This window comes from Streptomyces sp. NPDC004838 (genome assembly GCF_053600955.1).
Genome location: NZ_JBSGAW010000002.1, coordinates 185,695 through 208,276, shown reverse-complemented (window position 1 = coordinate 208,276; position 22,582 = coordinate 185,695). Strand labels below are relative to the sequence as shown.

At 70.7% G+C, this 22,582-nt stretch carries 15 protein-coding genes and 1 riboswitch; of the genes, 5 read left to right on the top strand and 10 right to left on the bottom strand.

Going from position 1 to position 22,582, the window contains the following annotated elements; all coding sequences use genetic code 11:
• The first annotated feature begins 173 nt into the window (after positions 1-173).
• Positions 174-1,031: an enoyl-CoA hydratase/isomerase family protein gene (locus ACWEFL_RS03300; protein ID WP_451706671.1), complete on the top strand. Its 858-nt coding sequence runs from the start codon at positions 174-176 to the stop codon at positions 1,029-1,031.
• A 374-nt stretch (positions 1,032-1,405) separates the two neighbouring features.
• Here ACWEFL_RS03300 and ACWEFL_RS03295 read toward each other — a convergent pair whose 3' ends face one another.
• Entirely contained in the window at positions 1,406-2,176 is a 771-nt protein-coding gene (locus ACWEFL_RS03295; protein ID WP_451706669.1) for a FadR/GntR family transcriptional regulator, read from the bottom strand.
• 456 nt (positions 2,177-2,632) lie between these two features.
• Between ACWEFL_RS03295 and ACWEFL_RS03290 the strand changes: the two genes are divergently transcribed.
• Both ACWEFL_RS03290 and metE read left to right on the top strand, forming a co-directional pair.
• The gene (locus ACWEFL_RS03290) at positions 2,633-2,815 is read left to right on the top strand and encodes a hypothetical protein (RefSeq protein WP_451706667.1); all 183 of its coding nucleotides are present in this window, start codon (positions 2,633-2,635) and stop codon (positions 2,813-2,815) included.
• Between the two features lie 251 nt (positions 2,816-3,066).
• A riboswitch (cobalamin riboswitch) is annotated at positions 3,067-3,277 on the top strand.
• Between the two features lie 167 nt (positions 3,278-3,444).
• A complete protein-coding gene (metE, locus tag ACWEFL_RS03285) occupies positions 3,445-5,763 on the top strand; it encodes a 5-methyltetrahydropteroyltriglutamate--homocysteine S-methyltransferase (RefSeq protein ID WP_451706666.1) in 2,319 nt (772 codons plus the stop codon).
• Between the two features lie 96 nt (positions 5,764-5,859).
• Here metE and ACWEFL_RS03280 read toward each other — a convergent pair whose 3' ends face one another.
• The 6 genes from ACWEFL_RS03280 to ACWEFL_RS03255 all read right to left on the bottom strand — a co-directional run bounded on the left by ACWEFL_RS03280 (position 5,860) and on the right by ACWEFL_RS03255 (position 19,140).
• Positions 5,860-8,058, bottom strand: coding sequence for a DEAD/DEAH box helicase (locus tag ACWEFL_RS03280; protein ID WP_451706664.1), 2,199 nt, complete (start codon positions 8,056-8,058; stop codon positions 5,860-5,862).
• The gene (gene brxD, locus ACWEFL_RS03275; RefSeq protein ID WP_451706662.1) at positions 8,058-9,407 is read right to left on the bottom strand and encodes a BREX system ATP-binding protein BrxD; all 1,350 of its coding nucleotides are present in this window, start codon (positions 9,405-9,407) and stop codon (positions 8,058-8,060) included. Before brxD ends, ACWEFL_RS03280 begins: the two co-directional genes overlap by 1 nt.
• A 179-nt stretch (positions 9,408-9,586) precedes the next feature.
• Positions 9,587-12,502, bottom strand: a complete 2,916-nt coding sequence (gene pglZ / locus ACWEFL_RS03270) for a BREX-2 system phosphatase PglZ (RefSeq protein ID WP_451706659.1) — start codon at positions 12,500-12,502, stop codon at positions 9,587-9,589.
• A complete protein-coding gene (gene pglY / locus ACWEFL_RS03265) occupies positions 12,499-16,386 on the bottom strand; it encodes a BREX-2 system ATPase PglY (protein ID WP_451706656.1) in 3,888 nt (1,295 codons plus the stop codon). The genes pglZ and pglY overlap by 4 nt, the downstream gene beginning before the upstream one ends.
• 211 nt (positions 16,387-16,597) lie before the next feature.
• Positions 16,598-18,733, bottom strand: coding sequence for a tetratricopeptide repeat protein (locus ACWEFL_RS03260; protein ID WP_451706653.1), 2,136 nt, complete (start codon positions 18,731-18,733; stop codon positions 16,598-16,600).
• Entirely contained in the window at positions 18,730-19,140 is a 411-nt protein-coding gene (locus ACWEFL_RS03255; protein ID WP_451706650.1) for a hypothetical protein, read from the bottom strand. The genes ACWEFL_RS03260 and ACWEFL_RS03255 overlap by 4 nt, the downstream gene beginning before the upstream one ends.
• 226 nt (positions 19,141-19,366) lie before the next feature.
• Here ACWEFL_RS03255 and ACWEFL_RS03250 point away from each other — a divergent pair, with 226 nt between their 5' ends.
• Both ACWEFL_RS03250 and ACWEFL_RS03245 read left to right on the top strand, forming a co-directional pair.
• A complete protein-coding gene (locus ACWEFL_RS03250; RefSeq protein WP_451707308.1) occupies positions 19,367-19,636 on the top strand; it encodes a hypothetical protein in 270 nt (89 codons plus the stop codon).
• Positions 19,629-20,267 carry a DUF6879 family protein gene (locus tag ACWEFL_RS03245; RefSeq protein ID WP_451706648.1) on the top strand — a complete coding sequence of 213 codons (639 nt, stop codon included), beginning with the start codon at positions 19,629-19,631 and terminating at the stop codon, positions 20,265-20,267. The genes ACWEFL_RS03250 and ACWEFL_RS03245 overlap by 8 nt, the downstream gene beginning before the upstream one ends.
• Before the next feature lie 96 nt (positions 20,268-20,363).
• On the opposite strand, the gene ACWEFL_RS03240 is transcribed toward ACWEFL_RS03245, so the two are convergent.
• From ACWEFL_RS03240 to ACWEFL_RS03230, 3 genes are all read right to left on the bottom strand, one after another.
• Positions 20,364-21,224: a hypothetical protein gene (locus ACWEFL_RS03240; RefSeq protein WP_451706646.1), complete on the bottom strand. Its 861-nt coding sequence runs from the start codon at positions 21,222-21,224 to the stop codon at positions 20,364-20,366.
• A gap of 309 nt (positions 21,225-21,533) precedes the next feature.
• Positions 21,534-21,725 (bottom strand): DUF397 domain-containing protein, encoded by a 192-nt coding sequence (locus ACWEFL_RS03235; protein WP_451706643.1) that lies wholly within the window; start codon positions 21,723-21,725, stop codon positions 21,534-21,536.
• A gap of 8 nt (positions 21,726-21,733) precedes the next feature.
• Positions 21,734-22,564: a helix-turn-helix domain-containing protein gene (locus tag ACWEFL_RS03230; RefSeq protein WP_451706640.1), complete on the bottom strand. Its 831-nt coding sequence runs from the start codon at positions 22,562-22,564 to the stop codon at positions 21,734-21,736.
• Between the last annotated feature and the right edge of the window lie 18 nt (positions 22,565-22,582).

The window sequence follows — 22,582 nt, the reverse complement described above, 5'->3', positions numbered from 1 at the left end:
CACTAATCGAGGTAGTCAGGGCCGTCCCGTCGTCAGGGCCGTCCCATCGTGCCGCCAGGAGGAGGCTCCACCGGCTCCACGTACGACCACCTCTCACGCCTGCCACATGATGTCCGCATTTCCAGCTGTTTTCCACGATTCCCACCACGCGATCTGCCACCGAGGGGGCACCCGTGTCTTTGCAGGAATTCATCCCCACGCCGAAGTTCGAGGACTACAAGGAGCAGTTCAAGGACTTCTTCCTGCTGGAGCGCAAGGACGGCGTCATCGTCGCCAAGGCGCACACGCTCGGCGGACCGATCCAGCTGAGCGTCCAGAACCACCGAGCCCTCGGCCAGATGCTGAAGGTGATCGGCGCCGACCCGGAGAACGAGGTTCTCATCCTCACGGGCAGCGGCGACGAGTTCATGATGGACGCGGACCCCGACGGGTTCGCGCTGGAGGAGGAGGACCTGCCGCACTGGGCGTACGAGTACGCCTACAAGGACGGCCGGATCAACGTCAGCTCCCTCATCAACGACCTCGAGATCCCCACCATCGGCATCTTCAACGGCATGGGGTTCCACTCGGAGATCGTCCTGATGTGCGACATCACCCTCTGCGCCGAGGACGCCGTCCTCTACGACCTCCACTTCGACATCAGCTCCGTGCCCGGCGACGGCATCCACAGCTGTTTCCAGGAGCTGCTCGGGGTCAAGCGCGCCGCCTACGCCCTGCTGACCGGTGAGGCCATCAACGCTCAGCAGGCGCTGGAGTGGGGCATGGTCAACGAGGTGCTGCCGCGCGAGCAGCTGCTGGACCGCGCCAAGCGCATCGCGGACCACATCATGGGCCAGCCGCGCATCACCCGCCGGCTCACCACGCAGATCATCCGCCGTCCGTGGCGCAAGCGCATCACCGACGACCTCGACGGCGGCTTCGGCATCCAGATGTTCGGCCACCTGGCCAAGCAGAAGTCGATCCACGGCAAGGACCACATCGCCAAGTCCGGCGCGTACGTGCGCGAGGGCCGCAAGAACAACTTCGACTAGGTCGTTTCTGATGGATCAGGCTGGATCAGGGAGCGGGGTCTGGTGCCGTGCATCGCAAGGCGGAGGAGGGAATCCATGCGGAGCATAGGTGACCGACGACAACGCAGCGAGGTGCGGTGCCAGGGCACGCGAGCCCAGCAAGATCCATCAGAAGCGGCCTAAGCCCCCCGACTGAGCCCCCCGGCGGAGGGCTCCCGAACGGACGGGCCGGGCACGGCCAACAACGGCCTCGGCCGTGCCCGGCCCGTCCGCTGAATAAACCGACGACCGTACCGGAGACGCTCCGGTACGGTCGTCGGTCTGCTCTCGTGTCCGGCGTCCCCGGCCCGGCGTCCCCGGGCCGGGGGATCACGCGGCCCGGGGACGCCCGCGACTCAGCCGCTCATACGCAGATGCGCCGACATCACCTCGTGGTGGTGGCGCACCGCGTACAGCGCCGCCTCGACGTCGCGCTTCCGCACGGCCCGCAGGATGGATTCGTGGACGGCCGTCAGCGCGGCGATCCGCTCCTTCGCGAGCCAGCCGGGCGATGTGCCGCTGTCGATCCAGGCGCGGAACTCGTAGTTGATGAGCGCCGTGTGCACGCTGTCGAACATCGAGGCGAGATAGGCGTTGTGGGAGGCGTTGATCAGCGTCGCGTGGAAGTAGGTGTCGGCGCTCATCCAGCTCGCCGCGTCGCCGCCGGTGTGCTCGAACGCGCGCAGGGCCTCCTCCGCCTCCGCCAGTTCCTCGGTGGTGGCCCGCTCGATGGCCCGTACGACACCGGTCGACTCCAGCGACAGGCGCAGCTCCGCCAGCTGGCCGACCGAGCCGGGGTCCACGTCCAGCATCAGGTTCATCGCCGTCGCCAGCGTCGCCTCGGGACGCAGCCGGACATACGCCCCCGAGCCGCGCCGTGACTCCACGAGCCCCTTGATCACCAGGATCCGGATGGCCTGGCTCACGGTGGGCCGGCTGGCGGAGAGCAGCGCCGCCAGATCCCGTTCCGAGGGCAGCCGCGAACCGTCGGCGAGGTCCTGGGAGAGGATCAGCTGCTGGATCCGGTCGGCGATCTCCTCCGCCGCCGCGCCCTCCGGCCGGGTGCGGCCGATGTCCCGGAGAGCCCGCCACGGTCCGTCGGGCGGAATCTCCTTCGTACGTGCCACGGATTCTCCTCCACCGGTGGGTGCGGTCTGCTGACGGTCTGGCGCGACCGCGGTGCGGGACGCAGGGCCCCGGGGGCGCGCCGCCCGCCGCGCGGGCCTTTTGGGCGCGCGATCGGCATCTTCGCACGTTACACCGGTCCCGGACCCGGCCCGCGACCGAGTCCGGCGAACCGGGCCGAGGGGCCCGGACCGCGCCGCCGGATGAGGGTCCGGCGCACGACTCGACCTGCCGACCGTCAGCGCATCAGCACCCAGTCACATCTACGACAGGCGACGTCAATCGTCACCCCAGACGCGGTTGCGGTGTCAGGTCCCACATGCCCCCCTGTATACCGCTCGTCACATTGGGGTGCTTAGATGACGAGTACCGCTCCGGCACTGCGTTGACACGTGCTACCAGTGTCGGCGTAGTTACGCCTGCCCAACGCCGTGAACTCACACCCGAAGAGGCGACCCATGGGAATGATCCGCAAGCTGAGCAGCCTCAGTTCCGTCGGGCTGATCTCATACCACAGCCCTAAAGAGAAGGTGGCCAACGCCGCCGCCCGCACGTCTCGCGCCGACAAGCGGCTCGCCAAGGCGCAGGCAAAGCTCCTCGATGAGCAGCGGAAAGCCTTGGAGCGGGAGAACAACGCCTGATCGCGCCGACGCCGAACGCCCTTGCCCTCCTCGGGCGGGGGCTTTTTTCGTGTTTCGGTCCGGCTTCGCGGCCACGACGGTGCTGTTTTTGCGGACCCCGGCGCGGGCCGTTCTCCCGGTGGTCGCGGCCCTGTGCGGGATGACGGTTCACCGCCGTCAAACTCATCACCGCCTAGAAAGGTACGAACTCACCATCCGAATGGTGGACGCGGCGCTCCGCGCTCCTGGCAGGCCCTTTACGCTGGCCGGTGCAGCTGGTTCGCCCCGTCCGCCAGACGGGATGCGTCGTAAGAGGGAACCCGGTGGGAATCCGGGACTGCCCCGCAGCGGTGAACGGGAACGACCGCCGTCATACGCACTGGACCCGACGTACCGGGTCTGGGAAGCGACGGCCAGTAGGTGTCCTCCGGTCAGGAGGGCGTGCCCGTGAGTCCGAAGACCTGCCGACTGCCCGTGCGCGAACCACTCGCGCGCGGACATCCCGGTGACCTCGTGGGCGGGTCGGCGTACATACCGAGCGGACGACCGCGCTGTACCGCGCGAGATCATGCCCGCCTGGTTCCGTCACACCTTCGCGCTCTCGTCCCGTCGCCGGGATCTCAGGGATTCATCTCGCGAAGGAGATCTCCGTGACACCGAAGTCCGCAGCCGCGGCAGCACGGGCCACCGTGTACGGCTACCCCCGTCAGGGACAGGGCCGGGAACTGAAGAAGACCGTCGAGGGCTACTGGAAGAGCCGCGTCACCGCGGAAACGCTCCAGGAGACCGCCGCCGCGCTACGCCGTACGAACTGGCGGCAGCTCGCCGAGGCCGGCGTCCACGAGGTGCCCACCGGCGACTTCTCGTACTACGACCACGTCCTCGACACCACCGTCATGGTCGGCGCGGTCCCCGCCCGGCACCGGGCCGCCGTCGAAGCCGACGCCCTGGACGGCTACTTCGCCATGGCGCGCGGCACGCAGGACGTGGCACCGCTGGAGATGACGAAGTGGTTCGACACCAACTACCACTACCTCGTGCCGGAGCTGGGCCCGGACACGGTGTTCACCGCCGACTCCGCCAAGCAGGTCGCCGAACTGAAGGAGGCCCTGGCGCTCGGCCTCACCGCCCGTCCCGTCCTGGTCGGCCCCGTCACCTACCTCCTGCTGGCCAAGCCCGCCCCCGGCGTGCCGACGGGCTTCGAGCCGCTCACCCTCCTGGACCGGCTGCTCCCGGTGTACGCCGAGGTGATCGCCGACCTGCGCGCGGCAGGCGCCGAGTGGGCGCAGCTCGACGAGCCCGCCCTGGTCCAGGACCGCACGGCGGCCGAGCTGAACGCCGCCGCGCGCGCCTACCGTGACCTCGGCGCTCTCACCGACCGGCCCAAGCTGCTCGTCGCCTCCTACTTCGACCGGCTCGGCGACGCCCTCCCGGTACTGGCCAAGGCCCCGGTCGAGGGCCTCGCCCTCGACTTCACCGAGGCCGCCGCCGCCAACCTCGACGACCTCGCGGCGGTCGGCGGACTGCCCGGCAAGCGACTGGTCGCCGGTGTCGTCAACGGCCGCAATATCTGGGTGAACGACCTGGAGAAGTCGCTCTCCACGCTCGGCACGCTCCTCGGGCTCGCCGACCGCGTCGACGTGGCCGCCTCCTGCTCCCTGCTGCACGTCCCGCTCGACGCGACTGCCGAGCGGGACATCGATCCGCAGATCCTGCGCTGGCTCGCCTTCGCCCGCCAGAAGACCGCCGAGATCGTCACCCTCGCCACGGGCCTCGCCCAGGGCACCGACTCCATCACCGGCGAACTCGCCGCCAACCGCGCCGACCTCGCATCCCGCGCGGGCTCGCCCATTACGCGTGACCCCGCCGTACGCGCCCGGTCCGCCGCCGTCACCGACGCCGACGCGCGCCGCTCCCAGCCGTACGCCGAACGCGCCACCGCCCAGCGCGCCCACCTCGGCCTGCCCCTGCTGCCGACCACCACCATCGGCTCCTTCCCCCAGACCGGCGAACTGCGCACCGCGCGCGCCGACTTGCGGGCGGGCCGGATCGGCACGGCGGGCTACGAGGAGCGCATCAGGGCCGAGATCCGGGAGGTCGTCGCCTTCCAGGAGAAGAGCGGGATCGACGTCCTGGTGCACGGCGAGGCCGAACGCAACGACATGGTCCAGTACTTCGCCGAGCAGCTCACCGGCTACCTGGCCACGCGGCACGGCTGGGTCCAGTCGTACGGCACCCGCTACGTCCGCCCGCCGATCCTGGCCGGGGACATCTCCCGCCCCGAGCCGATGACCGTGCGCTGGACGACGTACGCCCAGTCCCTGACCTCGCGTCCGGTCAAGGGCATGCTCACCGGGCCGGTCACCATGCTCGCCTGGTCCTTCGTCCGCGACGACCAGCCGCTGGCCGACACCGCCCGCCAGGTCGCCCTCGCCCTGCGCGACGAGGTGGGCGACCTGGAGGCGGCCGGGACCTCGGTGATCCAGGTGGACGAGCCCGCGCTGCGCGAGACGCTGCCGCTGCGGGCCGCCGACCGTCCGGCGTATCTGGCCTGGGCGACGGAGGCGTTCCGGCTCACGACCGGCGGCGTCCGTCCGGACACCCAGATCCACACCCATATGTGCTACGCCGAGTTCGGCGACATCGTGCAGGCGATCGACGACCTCGACGCCGACGTCATCAGCCTGGAGGCGGCCCGCTCCCATATGCAGGTCGCCCGCGAACTCGCCGCCCACGGCTACCCGCGCGAGGCCGGCCCCGGCGTGTACGACATCCACTCCCCGCGCGTCCCGAGCCCCGAGGAGGCCGCCGCGCTCCTGCGCACCGGCCTCAAGGCGATCCCCGCCGAACGCCTCTGGGTCAACCCCGACTGCGGCCTGAAGACCCGCGGCTGGCCCGAGACCCGCACCTCCCTGGAGAACCTGGTCGCGGCGGCACGCACGGTCCGAAGCGAGCTGCCCGCGTCCTGACCCGGACGCCCTGCCGGGGTCGGAGCGCTGACGCTCGGGCCCCGGCCAGGCGGGACACCCGGCGTCCGTCCAAAGCGGCTCGGCGGTTCCTCCGATTCAGCCGCCGTGCTGAAAACGCACCGGCTCACCGAGCACCGAGCGTGCGCTCTCGAAGTCGGCCAGACGGGCCGCCACCGTGGCCACGGCGATCCGTTCCGGGAGGGCGGCGGAGAACTTCAGGCCGCGTACGGCCCGGCGGTCCACATCGGGCAGGACGAGATTCTCGCCGACGTCGTCACGGGCCGTACGCCAGTCGGCCGGGGTGAGGTTCTCTCTCAGGCGCAGCCAGTTGTCGGTGGGGCGTTGCAGAGGGTCGCTGATCGACTGGAGGGTGGCTGCCAGGGTGGCGTTGGCGCGGTAGCCGGCCCAGGTCCACCAACGGACGTCGGAGCCGACGCGCGTGATCAACGTGCCGCCCGGGTGGACGGTGTCGGGTGCGTCGGTCTCGCGCTGTTCGGCCAGGCAGGCCACCGCCCGCCGCGTGAGGGAGACGGGTGGATCCGTGCCGAGCAGCACCTGACGCATGGCACGCGTCAGGGCGTACGACAGTCCGGCGACGCCGCCGTTCATCCACTTGGCGATTCCGCCGCCGTCGGCGGGCTCGACGAAGACGCGTTTGCGCAGCCAGTCGATATACGTGACCTGCCAACTGCGTCCACCGAGCAGCAGCCGCCTCGGACCGGGGCGTTCCTCTGTGAGCACGCTCGGGTCGGTGCGGCCGATCTCCGTGCGTCCGAACAGGACGGTGAACTGCGGAGGCGCGGTGAAGGAGGCGGTGAGTTCGATGAAGTGCCTTTTGCCGAAGCGGCGTTCCGCCTCGGGGCCGATGAACAGCATCCCGCCGTCGCTGTCGAGGAAGCCTTCCTCGGTGAGGTAGCGCAGGATGGGGGCGGCCGACTTGTCGAAGGGGGCGAGGCCGTTCCACTGCCGGTCCCACAACCGGTCGCCGAGCTTGTGCTGTTGCAGGGTGACGGCAAGCAGTTGCTGGGCCACCAGGTGGCGCGGCTCCGGCGGGGGAACGACCGGTTCCACCCAGCCCCGCGACCACAGCAGCAGGAGGCCCGCCGCCTGCAGCAGCGCGTCCTCGCGGGTGGTGAGGAACAGACAGTTCCGCACCGTGCCGGCACGCCGGCCGGTGCGGCCGATGCGTTGCAGGAACGAGGCGACGGAGGCCGGTGAGTCGATCTGGATGACACGGTCCAGGTCACCGACGTCGATGCCGAGTTCGAGGGTTGACGTGGAGACGATGACGCAGTCGCGGGCCTCGGCGAACGCCTGCTCGGAACGGGTGCGTTCCTCGACGGAGAGCGAGGCGTGGGACAGGAAGACCGTCACCTCGCGCGCGCGGAGCGCCGCGCCCAGCTCCTCGACCTGACGGCGCGAGTCGCAGAAGACGAGCCGCTTCTCTCCCCGGTGCAGCGCCGCGATGAGTTTCGCCGCGTTGTCCAGGGAGCCGACGTAGTCGAGTTCCACTTCACCGGCAGGTCTGCCGGAGGGCTCGGGACTCGCTTCGTCGCCGTGTCCGCTGCCGTCGGTGGCCGGCAGGTGCACTCCGGGGGCGACGACCTGGCCGGTGCGGTTGCCGACGTCCGCGCCTTGCAGCCAGTGCAGCAACTCGGCCGGGTTGCCGACGGTCGCCGAGAGCCCGACGCGCTGGATGGCACGGCCGGTGACCCGCTCCAACCGTTCGAGCACGGCGAGCAGGTGCCATCCCCGGTCATCCCCTGCGAACGCGTGCACTTCGTCGATGACGACGGCCCGGACGCCGCCCAACAGGCGGGCGTGGTCGGTCTTGACGCCGATCAGCATCGCCTCGAGCGACTCGGGCGTGGTCAGCAGGATGTCCGGAGCCTCGGCCCGGATGCGCCGCCGCTGCGATTCCTTGGTGTCGCCGTGCCAGAGTGCGGCCCGTCGCCCCAGCCACTGGGCGTACTGGTCGACGCGGCCGACCAAGTTGTTGAGGAGTGCCTTGAGCGGGCACAGGTACAGCACGGATGTGCCGGTCCACTTCCGCTCGGTCATCGCCGACAGCAGCGGGAAGCAGGCTGCCTCGGTCTTGCCTCCGGCTGTCGGGGCCAGCAGTACGGCGTCCTGTCCCTCCATGAGCGGCGTGATCGCCGCACGCTGCAGCCGGCGCAGATCGGGCCAGCCCAGGGTGTTCACGATGTGATGCAGGACGACGGGGTCGAGTCGGTCCAGTACGTCGGCGTCCTCGTCACCCGGCTCGTTCCCCGCCGGGAGTCCGACGCCCGCCATCACAGCTCCAGGTCGATGTCATCGGCCGACGCCGAGTCCTGGGAGACCGTGGCGGCCAGGTTCCGCTCTACGTCGGTGAGTTCGCTGCCGACGACGGTGAGCCGGTAGTGCTGCCGGGGGTCGAAGTCGTCGAACTGGTCCACGCGGTCCAGAACGTCCCCGACGAGTTTCTTCAGGAACAGCCGGGGGGCCACCCCGACCTTCCCGCCCAACGCCCCGCCGACGGCCACCGCGAGGTCGGCGACATACGCGTCGTCGACGACCTTGCGCACGCGCTCGGGCACTTCCGCGGCGTCGGCGTACAGGTCACGGATGGTGAGGCCGAGTCCGACCAGGGACTCCTGGTCGAAGCCGGGAAGTCTGATCTGGACAGCGCGGGGGTTGTCGAAGCGCGGGTCGGTGGTGAAGTCGGTGGCCAGACGCTGAGCGAGCGGGGCCAGACGCTGCACGCCCTGCTGACCGTCGTAGAAGGCCGGGGTGCCCGTGATGACCAGATAGAGACCGGGGAAGCGGCCCGAGTGCACCTCGTCGATGAGCTGCCGCAGCGCGTTGAGCGCCTTGTCGCGGGCGTCCGACCGGACCCGCTGCAGCGTCTCCACCTCGTCGAGGACGACGAACAAACCGGTGTGCCCGGAGTCGCGCAGCACGGTGAGGAGCCCCTGCAGGAACCCGAGCGCACCGAAGTGGTCGAGGTCGCCGCGTACCCCGGCGGTCCGGCGGGCGGAGGCCGCGACATGCGGCTGGCCGCCGAGCCACGCCAGGACGGCCGCGGCGGTCGCCTCCTCGCCGTCCGCGAGGGCGGCCCGGTAGCCGCGCAGCGCGGTGGCGAACGACGGGGCGTGCCGGGAGACCTCGGCGAGCCGTGCGACGAGCAGTTTCTCCACCTCGCCCGGAAGCTCCTCCTCGGTCGCGCCGGCCGCGAGGGCGTCCTCCTCCAGGGCGTAGAACCAGGCGTCGGCCACGGGCCGCAGCGCGCTGGGCGGGAAACTGGAGGTGGTGAGCCGTTCGGTGAGCCGCCGGTAGACCGTCTCCAGCCGGTGCAGCGGGGTCTCGTTCTCCGAGACCTGGATCTCGGCTACGGCGAAGTTACGGCGCTTGGCCCGCTCCCCCAGCCAGCGGGTGAAGAACGTCTTGCCGGACCCGTACTCGCCTCGCACGGCCTTGAACACGGAACCGCCGGACGCGACGGCGTCCAGTTCCGCGTCCAGGGCCGCTTCGAACCGGTCGAGTCCGGTGGCCAGCAGGTCGAGTCCGCTGTCGGGCACGGCACCGCGCCGCAGCGCGTCGATGACGGTACGGCGGCGGGCGGCGCTCACCTGGGCGGGGCGCTGGGATCCGGTGGTGCTCACAAGAACCAGTCTTCCATTTCCGTAACCGCCTCCGTACGGGGACCGGCGGTCGACCGCTGGTCGGCCCGCGCTCTGTGCGGCACTGTCCGGCACCTCGCGGCCCCACCGTCCGGCGCGGGACCCACCAGACGCGGCCCGGGGGTGCCTCGACGCGAAGGCCGGAGGCACCCCGAACGCCGTCAGCCCGCTCGGAGGGCGAACTGCTCGCGCAGCAGCGCCTCATGGAGCCGTAGCGTGCGCCCGTCCGGCAAGGTCTCCAGCACCTGTACGCCGTCGTAGTTGAGGAGCTGCCTCAGGACCGCGGCGAAGCCGTCGCCCCGGGCGGTGGGCATGCCCGCGCGCTGGGCGAGCGCCGTCACGGGCAGGGTGCCGCCCGCGTCGAGCAGGGCGGCGAGGGCCTTGTGGACCTGTTCCTGCTGCGGCTTGCGCGCCAGACCGTCGAGCTGCGCCTGATACGTCTCCGAGTCGAGCAGCGCCGTCACGAGCGTCTCAGTCCGGGAGACGACGACCGGCGTGAGCAGGGCGTCGTCTCCTCCTGCGCTGAGCGCCACGTCGAAGAGCGCGTCGGGCAGCGTTCCGGGTTCGGGTTGCTTCTTCCGGGGTTTCGCCGTCCCCTTCTTCGGAGCCGCGCCTGTCGGCTGAGCCGGACGCTCGGCCGTTGCCGGGCTCGCCGCCTCCTCCGGAGCCCACCAGGGCGGCTGCTGGTCGCCCAGCTCCCGCCATCCCTTGGGTGGTTCCGCCCCGAACGGCAGGAAGGCGAGCACCGGGACGGTGAATTCGGCGAGGGAGGCCCCGCCGTGGTAGCCGGCCTTGAGGGCGGTGTAGCGGGAGTCCGCGTCCCAGAGCGCGACGATGGACGCGCCGGGCTCGGGCCAGACCACGCGCGGCCCGGAGAGGGCGATCTCCCGTTCGCCGAGCGGGCCGCCGGGCAGGCGGTGCCGCGCGGACGCGGGCTCGGTGGCCGCGTCGGCCTTCGTTCCGTGCCGGTCGACGACGTGGCCGTGGTCGCTGGTGACGATGACCGCCATGCCCTGGGCCGCCGCCACCCGGAGCAGGTCGCGCAGGCCGGGTACGTCGTCGACCCGCCAGGCTCCGTCGCCGAGTTTCTGTTCCTTGGCGAGGCGGTCGTCGATGGCGTTGAGGACGACGGCGACATGGGTTCTGCCGTCGGTGAGCGCTTCGGTGAGGGCCGGGCCGAAGGTGTCGCCCGCGGTCTCGGTGCGCAGGTCGTCCTTGTGGAAGACGGCGGCCGGTGCTCCGCTCCACAGCTTCAGTGCGGGGAAGAGCCTCTTCTCATCGGCCTGGGTGCCCTTCGTCAGGGTGCCCGCGAAGAGCGACGTCCGGGATACGGCCGTCACGGTGGGGAGGGCGGCGGCCATCGCCCGCCGCCGCGGTGTGTCCCCGGCCAGCGGGTCGAACTCCGCCCAGGAGCGGCGGAGTTCCTCGCCGAGTTCGTTCGCTATGGCCGCGCTCATGCCGTCGAGTACGAGCAGCAGCACCCGCCGCTCCTCCCCCCGCCGGACGACGGGCCCGGCGACCCGGTCGAGGAAGGTCTCGACGGTGAGCATGCCGCCGGGTGGGGTGCCGTCCCGCGTCCAGCCGGCCAGTGAGCGCGCGAAGGAGGCGTCGATCCGCCGTCGCCGGTCCCTAACGCGCGCGCCGAGGGTGTCGTAGGCGGTCTTGAGCACGGGGTCCGGGTCGCCGCCGGCCTCGATGTGTTCCAGGGCGAGGTCGGCCCAGCCGGTCTCTGCGATGTGCCGCTGTATGGCGTCGGCGACGGTGGGGGCGTCGGCGGACGGTTCGGTGGCCAGCCAGAGGGCGAGGCGCTGCCCCATGCGAGCGCGTTCGACGCGGGCGGACTCGTCCGGATCGGTGGCGAGCCTGTGGTCCGCGAGCCGTCGCACGGCCTCCGCGACCGCCGCCGTGTCGCCCGCCGTGAGTGCCCGGCCTATGGCGGTGAACCGGGCTTCCAGTCCGCCGCGCAGGACGGGGCTCGCCGCGACGGCCGCCTCCGCGCCGAACTGGCGGGCCAGCACGGCGGCCCGGTCGAGCACGATGCCGGTGGTGCGGCGCGCCTCGCGGGCCTGGTCGGCGTCGGCGCCGCCGCTCCGGTGTCCGGCCGTCAGCAGCGTGCTCACGTACTCTTCGGCGGACCGCCCGAAGACGCTCACGAGGGTGTCGAGTTGTTCGCCGACGGCCGGGGGCCGGTCTCCGAGGTAGCGTTCGGCTCGGCCCCGGGCCTGATACGTCTCGGGGGCGGGTTCGGCGTGCTGCCACAGGGCGGCGCATACGAGGCCGAAGGCGGCGGCGTCCGCGCCGCGCTCGGCGTCGACGAGAGCGAGCAGAGCACGTCCGGCGAGACCGGCCTGGTCCTCCTCGCCGAGGAAGGCGGTGAGCCCGGCGTGCTCGGGACCACGCAGGCCCAGCAGCCGTTCGGAGGCTCCGGGCCGGGTCGACCAGTGCAGCAGGGTCTGTGCGTCGAGCCGGTCCACACCGTGGCGTCGCGTGCCGCCCTCGGTGTCGTAGCGGCCGAGGCGCAGGCGGCGCTGGGCGAGCGCGGTGAGAGCGTACTGCCGGGACAGCCAGCCGCCGGGCACCGGCGGCCAGCCGCCGGGCGGGGTGGCGTCGAGCAGGGCTTCGGCGGCCCAGTTGACGTCCTTCAGGCGCGGGTCGATCTGCCGGGCGCCGAACGCCTCCCGCACGACGTCCCAGCTGTCGACCATGTCGATGCGCTGCTTGTGGACGCGGGCGGTGATCGCCGGGTCGAGTTCGTTCTGCTCGCGGTCGGTGAGCACCACCAGGACGACGGGGCCGGGGCGGCGGCCCGCCAGGTGGTCGAGGACGAGTTCGTGGACGGCGAGCGGTGAGGGCGCCACCGTGACGCCGGCCGTCCGGCCCTCGCCCCAGGCGGGTTCGGCGGGCCCGTCCCACTGGGGCGCGGACCGCAGCAGCACCACCCTGCGCCTGCCCCCACGGTCTCCGGTCAGAGAGGCGGCGAGGGAGGACTGCGAGGACAGGTACTGGGTGACGGTCGCGGTGTTCAGCCGGACGGCGCCTGGGGCGGCGGCGGTGTCCAGGGCGGCGGCAACGGTCATTCGACGACCTTCCAGGTGATCTCGATGGTCGCGTCGGGGTGGCGTGCGGCCAGTTCGGACAGTTCCGCCTGGAGGTCGGCGGCGGCGCGTGCCACGGTCGTACGACGGCCACCGGCCGTTCGCGCGGAGCCGCCGCCGGAGGAGGCCGGTGTGGGTGTCTCCGGCGGGGCGTAGGGGATGCGCGGGTCGCTGGACGGTGTGCTCAGGGACAGGTCGTCGGCCGTGGGCCGCGGCGCTGCGGGCGCGGGCGGCGGGGTGGCGGCCTGGCTGCGCTTCACCAGGGCGAGGACCTCGCGCTGGGTGCGGGCCAGGGCGTCGCGCAGGTCCGCGGTGCGCTGGTCGTCGCGGGCCACGTTGCGCAGCGAGTCGAGCAGTGCCGCGCCCTCGGGGCCCAGTCCGGCGGCGAGTTCGAGGGTGCTCCACGACGCGGAGGCGACGGCCTCGGCGACGCCGCGGGCCTGCTTGACGGAGGTCCCGTACCGGTCGGCGCTGGTCTCGCCCAGGTCGAAGGAGGCGAGGGCTTCCACGGTCTTCTTCGCCCCGGCCGCGCCCTTGCCTGCCTCCGCCGTGAGCGCGTCCAGCAGTTGCAGGGAGCGGCGGGCGAGGGCGAGCCGTCCGGTGTCGGCGGTCTGGTCGAGGCCGAGGAAGGAGGCGTGCGTCTCCAACTGGTGTACCAGGTCCGCCGCGTGGTCCCGGTGGGCGCGGGCGGCCTCGATGATCTGGCGGGCGAACTGGTTGACCATCCGGCCGCGCCGGAGGGCAGGAGCCTTCTGCCCGAAGATCGTCTCGAAGCGCTGCCGTGCCGTGTCCCAGTCCGACTCGGCGGGCAGCGGCTGGCTGCGCAGCGCGTCATGGTCCTTGATCGCGGACAGTTCGGGCGCGGGGTCGAGTACGGCGCCGCCCCGCACCCACACCCGGTCGTCCATCTCGGCGAAGGCGGCGACGACGAGCCGGGCGAGGAAGTCGGGCAGGCCGCGCGGGTCGGGTTGGTCCGTCCAGTCGGTCAGGGTGATCAGGGACAGGTCCCCGGTGCTGCCCTGGGCGCTGGCGAGCCGGCGGAAGTGGTCGGCCCAGTAGCGGGACAGCTCGAAGTACGCCTCCTTCTGCTGCCCGAGGCGCAGGGGACCCGCGATCCGCTGCATGAGTCTGCGGTCGGCGGCCGGGACCTCCACCCGCCCGTCACGCGCCTCGGCGGCGGCCCGCACATGGGTGAACACCTTGCGGGTGTCGGCGGATTTGACTGCGGTGCCGGTGTCGTCGGGGTCGAGGTCGGGGTGTGCCGGGTACTGGTGGGCGAGCAGCTTGCCCGCGACATGCCGGATGCCGTCGTGCAGGCTCTGCCCGAAGGACAGGGTGAGGTCGTCGACGTCGGGCAGCGGGACGAGATGGTCGTCGAAGTCGGGTACGACGTCGGCTGCCTGCTTCCGGGCGAGCCCGTACGCCTGTTTGAAGGCGCCCTTGACCTGCTTGAGCAGAGCCTCGCGCTGGGTTTCGAGGAGGCCCTTGGCGCGGCTGCGGTTGTCGGCGTTGAGGTGGCCCGCGTACTGGGTGTCGAAGCGGTGCTCGTCGGCGAGGGCCTTGTCGATGACGACGAGACGCCGGAAGTCGGCGAAGCGCTGCGTGGACAGATGGGCGGGCAGCCAGGCGACGATACGGGACCGCTCGCCCTGCTGGCGCTCGCGCAGCCGCCGGATGCGGTTGACGTCCTCGACCGGGCCCCACTCGCCTTCGTCGAAGGGGAGGTCTATCGCGATACGCCAGCGGCCGTCCTCCTGCGGCATCAGGTCGTGGTCGGGCAGTTCGTCCTCGTCGGCGACGTTCCCGAACACGATCTCGGCGGTGCGGGCGGTGCCGCGCCACACGAAGCCGAGCTGGTCGGTCAACTGCCCGTGCTCGATGCCCAGTTCCTCGGACAGCAGCCGCCGGGCGAGGGCGACCCGGTTGCCGGGGTTGTCGTTGACCTGGGCGTTGGCGATGACGGAGTCCACGTCGACGCCGGACAGCTCCAGCCGTACGCCGGGGTTGGCGCTGGTGCCGGTCTCCTTGATCTCGGGGAACCGGGCCGCCCACTCGGCGACCTTGTTCGTGATGATGCCGACCTCGGCGCCCGGGATGGGCGCGAGGACCGACCCGTGGTTGAGTGCGCCGAGCCGCCGGATGGTCAGCTCGGCCAGGGAGGGCACGCTGGGAGCGAGCGCGGAGAGCAGCAGGGTGCACACGAGCCGGTTGTCGCCGACGAACATGCGGCAGCGGTTGGCGCGCTGCGGGTCGGTGATGGCCTCGGGCCGGTTGGCGTACTGCTCGACGTCGTCCTCGGTGATGTCGTACGAGCTGAGGAGGTAGGGCCGGAGCTTGGTCTTGTAGAGCTTGTCGGCGGCCTCGAAGACGACCTTCAGGCTGTCGGTGAACGGCTTGTCGCCGCCGCCCGCGATCACCGGGTAGAGGTCGCCGACCGGGATGAGCTGCCCGAGCCGGATCTCGTTGCGGTGATCGGCGAGCAGCTGGCCCATCAGCTTCAGACCGGTGCGGGAGCGCTGCAGCGCGGAGGAGATGTGGACGAGGGTGTCCATGAACGCCGGCGAGAACGGGTACGTCAGCCGGAACGACTCCGCGTCCGCGCCGGTCGTGCCCTTCTCCGAGCCGAGGAGGGTGTCCCAGACCTGGGTGCCGACCCGTTTGGTCTGCTCGAAGGCCGCGTCGACGAGCCGTTCCGCCTCGGCGTCCTTCGGCTTGAGGATGCGCGCGTGAGCGATCTGCGGGAGGTTGCGGTCCTCCAGGGTGATCTTGTCGAACCGGCCGGAGGCCAGGTTCAGGGTGTCCTGGATGGATGCTTCCGCGGCGCCTGACACCTCTTCGCCGACGAGTTCACGCAGGTCGCGCTGGCGGGCGATGAACGACACGACGGGGATGGCGCGCCGGGCGTCGCCGCCCTCCACGAAGTTCGTGATCTTGCTGGCCTCGCGGGCCACGAACTTCTGCTCGTGGATGAGGGTCGCGAGCCAGAGGATCAGCTCGTCCAGGAACAGGATCAGGCCGTCGTAGCCGAGCGACTTGGCGTGCTCGGCGATGACGGACAGACCGGCGTCCAGGGAGATGAAGCCGTGCTCGTTCTCGGCGGCGTTCCTGGCGAATCCGGGGAAGAGGTTGGTGCCGGCGTCGTTGACCAGCTTGGCGCGCAGCTCGGCCGGGGTGGAGGGGTTGCGGAGGTTGAGCGGGGTGCCCCCCTCGTGGTTCTCCTCGGCGGCGAGGGCGGTGTCGAGGAGCTGCGGGGTCCAGGCGAAGCCCTCGCCCCATTCGTCCTCCTCACCGTCCTCCGCGTCGCTCCCGCCGCCCAGGCCGTGGATGACCGCCTCGTCGCCGTAGGTGGCACGGTTGGCCCGGATGTCGTCGAAGAGGCCGTCGGTCCGGTACACCTGCGGGGTCGGGGCGTTGGGGTGCAGCTTCTTGACGTGCGTGACGTACCCGCCGAGCACCCGCTGTTCGAGGGCCTTCGCGCCGAGCATGTGGTACGGCACGAGCAGGAACCGCTTGCCGTCCGTGGTCAGCCACTCGTGCTTGGTCAGCACCGGGTCGAACTCGGTACGGGCACGGGCGGCCGGGTCGCCGCTGAGCAGGGCGTACAGGACGGCCATGAAGTGCGACTTACCGGAACCGAACGAGCCGTGCAGGTAGGCCGCCTTGGAGCGGTGCCCGTCGAGAGAGGACTTGATGAGCGCCAGCGCCTCGTCGAAGTTCTCCAGCAGCCGCTCGGTGACGACGTAGTCCTTGAGCGCGTTCCGGGCGCCCTCGGGTGTCGTCGCCTCGGCGAGGGACAACACGAAGTCCGAGGTGGAGATGTTCTCTTTGATGTCGATGACATCACGGAGGAGGGGCTGCTGGGCCATTGCGGGTCTCGCTCTCCCTGACGGTGTTCGGTGCTGCTGCTCGAACTCGGTGTCGCGCGGGGTCCGCCGCCGGGGCCCGAGGCCGGTCCGACTCGTCCTGCACGTCACCCGTACGGCCTGCGCAAAGCACCCTACATCCGTACTCCCACCGGCCACCTGCCGTATACCCTCACGCACCGTCCGTGCGACCGTCTTCGTCCTGTCGCAAGCACTACGGCCGCCATCGCCCTGATCGGTAGGCGTCCAGCAGCTGCCGGCTCGCAACGGTGAAGGGGTGCTCGGGACCCAGGCCGCGTTCCCGCCGCTCGACGACGTCGGTCATCAGCGCGATCCCCTCCTCGGGGTGTCCGAGCGCGGTCCGGGTACGGGAGAGGAGCTGCCGGGCGGCGAGCACGATGGGGTAGTCGGGCCCCCAGCGCCGCGCATACGCCTCGGTGACCTGCCGGATCTCACGGTCGGCCTCGTCGAAGCGGCCCAGGAGGTACAGCGCCCACGCGTGGTTGTGCCGGGCGCCCAGGGTCACCGTGTGGTCGGGGCCGAGGGCCCGCTCGCATTCGCCCGGCAGCGCGAGCAGGGCGCCGCCTTCCTCGGTGACCACGTCGGTGGCGGGCAGCATCTCCAGCAGGCCGGCGCGGGCCCGCAGGGTCAGCGGATGCGAGGGGCCGAGCGCCGAGCGCCGCCCGGCGACGGTGTCGCGGAGCAGCGCGACGGATTCCTCACGTCTCCCGAGGTTGGCCAGCACGAGCTGGAGCCCGTAGCCGCTGTCCGCGGTGTCGGGGTCGTCGGCGCCGAACAGGCGCTCCTGCGCGTCCAGGACGGCGCGGAGCTCCGCCTCGGCCTCGGCGTACCTGCCCAGCCGGAACAGTGCTCGCCCGGCCCTGGAGCGTGCGGCGAGGACCGTACGGTGGGTCGCGCCGAGGTGCCGCTGCCCGAGGTCCGCCGCGGTGCTGGCGGTCTCCCGGGCGGAGAGGTAGTCACCGGTCCGGTGCAGGGCGATGGCGAGCCGTGTCGCGACGGCCAGGGCGTCGGCGGCGGACGGCCCGTCGATGTGCCTCAGCAGGGTCAGAGCGTGCGGTACCAGCTGGCGCAGTCGCGGATCGTGCGGCCCCGCGTCGGGTACGGCGGGCACGGCCGCGTCGAGCAGCCGGACGGCGGTCGAGTCGAGTGCGGGCACCAGGTTCGCGGGGGTGGCCGCCGAAACGCTGTCGAGAAGGATGCCGTGACTCTGCACGCAGCGCGCGCCGGCGGCGTCGATCAGCTCGGACAGCGACTGGTCGAGAAGGGCTCTGAGGGCCGTCTCGGTCCGTGCTCGGGGCAGCACGGCCCCGATGCCGGTGTGGTCGAGCAGCGTCAGCGGCAGCGGCTCTGCGGCAAACCGGGCCAGCAGCCTGAGCAGGGCCGTCGCTTCGGGCAGCCCGCGCGCCTCGAACGCGTCAAGGGTGAGCTGCCAGGTCAGGCCGACGAGCTGACGGGGATCCGCTTCGGACATCGCGTCGGCTCCCCGGTCGATGAGCCGGACCCGTTCGTCGCCGTCGAGCTGGTCCCCGTAGGCGTCCATCGTCCAGGGGTCGATGACCTGGTGGGAGAGGAAGCCCCCCGCCAGGGTGAGCGCGAGGGGCAGCCGCCCGAGCCGGTCCGCGACCCGTGCCGCCTGCTCCGTCGTCCCGCTGTGCGGTGCGAGGTCGCGCAGCACGAGCGCGGCGTCCTCACGGGGCAGTACGCCGATGTGCTGCAGCTCGGCCCCGGGCCACCACCGGGCCGCCGCCCGCCGTGTGGTCACCAGGACGGTGCCGCGCGGGCTGGTGCGCAGCCAGTTGCCGTCCCGCAGGATCTCCGGTTCGTCGGTGTTGTCGAGGACCAGTAACCAGGGTTCGGTGGAACGGTCGAGGTATCTCCAGACGAGATCGGCGGCAGGTCTGAGGCCGTTGCGCGCGGCGAGCAGTTCGCCGTCGCGCGCTCCTCGGTCAGCGGCGACGGCGAGCATGCCGGCGCGCAGGCTCGCACGGTCGGCGGCGTTGACCCACAGGCCCACCCGGCCCTGTTCCCCGGTGACCTCCTCGAACAGGGCACAGGCGACGGCCGTCTTGCCCGAGCCGCCCATCCCGTACAGCACGTAGACCTGGCCGCCGCGCTCCGGCCCGACGCTGTTCCGCAGGCGTTCCATCACCTCGCTGCGGTCGCGCAGCGCGACGGGGCACCGGCCGACCGCCGGGCGTCGCACCGAGTCCGGTCCGCCGCGTTCCGTCCCGTCACCGCCGTAGTGGTGGTGCTCGGTGATGTGCTGGTCGCCCCGCGACTGGTAGACGCGCCCGTGGTCCTCGGCGTGGCCGTCCGTGCCACCCGTCATCGCTCGGTGATGTGCTGGTCACGTCCCGCTTGGTAGACCCTGCCCCGACCGGACGCGGTGGCGTGCTGGGTGATCCGCCGGGCGGCCGAGCCGTCGGGATCGAGTCGGTCCAGCAGTGCGCGCAGTTCCTCGACGGCGTCGGGCCTCGCGACGAGCAGCCGGCGCACCGATCCCTGCCACTGGAGGCGCAGTTCCTCCAGGGCTTCCTGGTCATCCGTCGCGATGACGGCCAGCACTTCCTCGCGACCGGCATCCAACTCGGCGGCGACCGTGTCGGCGTGCTCGGGTTGCGTCCGGCACCAGAGCCGGGTGATTCCGTCACGCATGTGCTGCCAGGCGTCGGTCGCCATCAACGCGACCAGAGTGGTCCCCGCGCTCTGTGCGAGCAAAGCCACTTCTGCGCCCACAGCCGCCCCTCCGTTCACCCGATTGCCGGACAGTGGACCTGAAAGATGTAACTCACCAGACATGAAAGCAATCTTCATTGCGGCCCCTATGATTCCCTCCCCGGGCACCAGGGGACAAGGAGGAATCAGTCCTCGCCAATACCTTGCATGCCAGGTCTGACCCTGGTCAGGACGTCGCGATACAGGCTACAGTGACGGGTTGCGACCGATCGAGGAGGCGATGGGGATGTCCCGGCCATGGGAAGCGAATCCGGCCACGCATTTCAAGCGACGGCTGGGAAAATCACCCCAGGAACTCGGCAACACCACCGGAACTCCCGATTGCCCTGACATCTGGGAACTCGCCAACGGCGACATCGCCGTCATCGGCCGGGACCTCACCCAGTCACTCGGCAAGAACCTGCCCGACGGGGTCTCGATCGGATCGGACGAACGCCTCGTGGTCATCCCCAGGAACATGCTCATCGCGGCGAAGCCGGACATCCCCAGTGTTTGACTCCTTCCCCGGCGGCGCCTCCGAACGCCTGGACCGCCCCACGTACCACGCTGACCTGGGCCGGATCTACTCCAGCGGGATCGGCTTCCTGAACAAGCTCGAACGTGGCCAGCACTTCCAGGAGCGCGGCTTCCCGAGTTGGGATGCCTTCGCCGCCGGCGACTGGGAGGGAGCCCTGGCCCTGGCCGACGAGAGGCGCGAGGACTACGCGCGGGAATTCCGTCGGGCGTCGCAATCGGGCGTCAGGCATCGCCGTCTTCGCGTCGTGGAATTCCCGGTGACGCCGTATGTGCAATGGGAATTGCACGTCTTGCGTGCGCGTGTGGAGGTGGGCGACGACATCAAAGTTCTCGACGCCCGCGATATTTCGCACATCGAGCGGATTCGACCAGTTCCGGAAGTCGTCATTCTCGGTGATGCGGTTATGTACGAGGTCGTGTACGACGACGAGGGAAACGCGGACGGAGCCAACCGCTACACCGACAGCTCACTGATCCGGGAAACGAACACCGGGTTCGATGCGCTGTATGAGCGTGGCGAGGAATTCCACGGCTTCTTCGACCGGGAGATCGCCTCACTGACCCCGCCCCGGGTGACCGGCGCTCCCAGGGGTTCACGCGGTTCGCGGTGATCAGCGGGGCGGGAGGACGAGCAGCCCCCTGCGCGGAGACGATCGCCCCGGCGAGGCAGGAACCCCCGCCGTGGGGCCACGGCGGCGCTCGCGGCGTCAGGACCGGGGTTCCTCCGCCTTGACGGCAGGGGCGTCTGAGCCGCGCTGTTCCGCGGTGGCCTGGGCGAAGGGCCCGTGGTCCTCCACGACTTCGCCGTCCGCCACCCGGTGCGACGGCTCCGCCAGCGGCAGGCCGGCGAGGTGGCTCTTGAGCCTCTTGGCCATCGGACGATAGGTCGCAAAAGTGAGCACGCCGGAGACAGCGGCCCCGGCGAGGGGGATGGCCTTCGAGACGCTCTTCGCAAACGACTGCTTCGTCATCTTGACGCCCAGGTAGCCAGCGACCTTCTTCACCATGGGATAGATGAGGCCCTGAGTGAGTGCCCTCTGAGGCAGCTTCTTGGCGACCTGCTCCGACATCATGCCCGCGACCTTCCCCACGGCGGCGTTCGCCGACTGGGTACCGAACATCACGCCGAAGAACAGCGTGAGCACCCCCATGGTCGCGTCGTCGGCTTCGTCGCCCTCGTCGGAGAACAGATCGGGCCAGCTGTAGAGATAGGCGAGCTTCTGCGCGATGCGCAGCATGTGGCCGACGTACTGTGCCATGTCGGCGGGCACCGTGGCGGGAAGGGCGAGGATGCCGGGTATCCCGGCGGCGGCGGAGAGGGCGCTGACCTTGGCCGTCTCGTAGCGGATGGAGTCGTTGGCGATCTTGTCGAGGAGTTCGACAGTGATGCCCGCGGCAGCGGGAGTCTCTTCTGTCGCTCGTCGGATCTCGTCCTCGGAGCAGTGGCGGGCCAGCGCACTTCGGAGGTACGCCTCCCTGTGGATACGCACACCCGGAAGTTTCGCCGCTGCCAGCAGCACCGTGAAGAAACGCGACTCGGGGTTCTCGACCTCTTTACCCTGTTTCATGGCAGGAACTTACAGTGGCTCCGAGCTGCAAGGACCAGCAGAGATCAGCTCCGTTGAGACCTCGTTACATGAGTGACGGCGGGGGCGCGGACCGGGTACATCACGGTGCCGACCGTTCCCCGGGAAGGCGACCTCCGCTGAGAACCTGCATCCCCTGGCCGGATGTTGACCGTCATGACAGCCGACGCCGACGTGGCGCCTGGCGAGCAAGACACCGAGGCCGCTGAAGGTGCTGCGGAGGCGGGATGCGCAGGGCCCTCGACAAGCACGCGCCCGCCGGAAGGCCCTGCCATCGGTGCCGCCCTTGTGTCAGAGCGCCGCGAACTCCACGAAGGCGGTCCACGCGGTGGGGTCTACCGTTAGTGCGGCTCGGGTGGTGTCCTTTGAGTCGCGGACGTGAACCGTGCCGGGGGTGGCGGCGACCTCGACGCATTCACCGCCGTTGCCAGCGCTGTAACTGCTCTTGAACCAAGCCAGTCCGTCCAGGCGGAGCCTGGTCATTTCCGCGCTCATCTCTCTCCCAACAGCTTCTCGATCAACGAACGTGATTCTGCCGGAGTGTGGGCCTGTGCACGCAGGGACCCGTACGTACGTTCAAGCTCTCGGTTCCTCTGACGCTCTGTGTGGACCCGGCTGTCGCCTTGTACCTCCGCGTAGGCGATCCTGCGCCCATCCTTCATCTCCATCAGGGTGAACGGACCGGCCAGGCCCGCATGTTCCTGTTGGGAGAGCGGCATCACCTGGATCTCCACGTTCCGCTTCTCCTCGATGAGCAGGAGTTGCTCCAACTGCCCCCGCCATACCGCCTCACCGCCGAGCGGACGCAGAAGCACGGCTTCCTCGATCACAAAGCTCAGGTGCGGAGCGGGCCTCCGGTCGAAGATCCCCTGTCGTGCCAGCCGGGCGGCCAACCGCTGCTCGATGACCTCTGCGTCCAACTGCGGGCGCCACATGGCGAACACCGCCCGCGCGTACTCCTCGCTCTGCAAGAGTCCTGGCACAGCCTGAGTGGCGTACACGTGCAGTACAACCGCCTCGGCCTCCAACTTGGCCGCATCCCGGAAGAACGCCGGGTACTGAGCGCGAGCCATCTCCTCCTTGCTCGCGCTCAAGACGCCACCCGCCTCCAGCACTTCATCAGCCCGGTCGATGAACTTCGGCGGCGGAATACGTCTCCCTTGTTCGAACGACGCGATCGTCGAGGCCGAGTACCCGGTCAGCGATCCGAGCCTCGCGCGGTCCATCCCCGCCCGCTCGCGGAACAGCTTCAACTGCCGCCCGAACACGCACAGCATGCCCGTCCCGAACTCGTACTCCGGCTGCTGAACCTCGTCGTCCACGCCGCAGCTCCTCCCGTA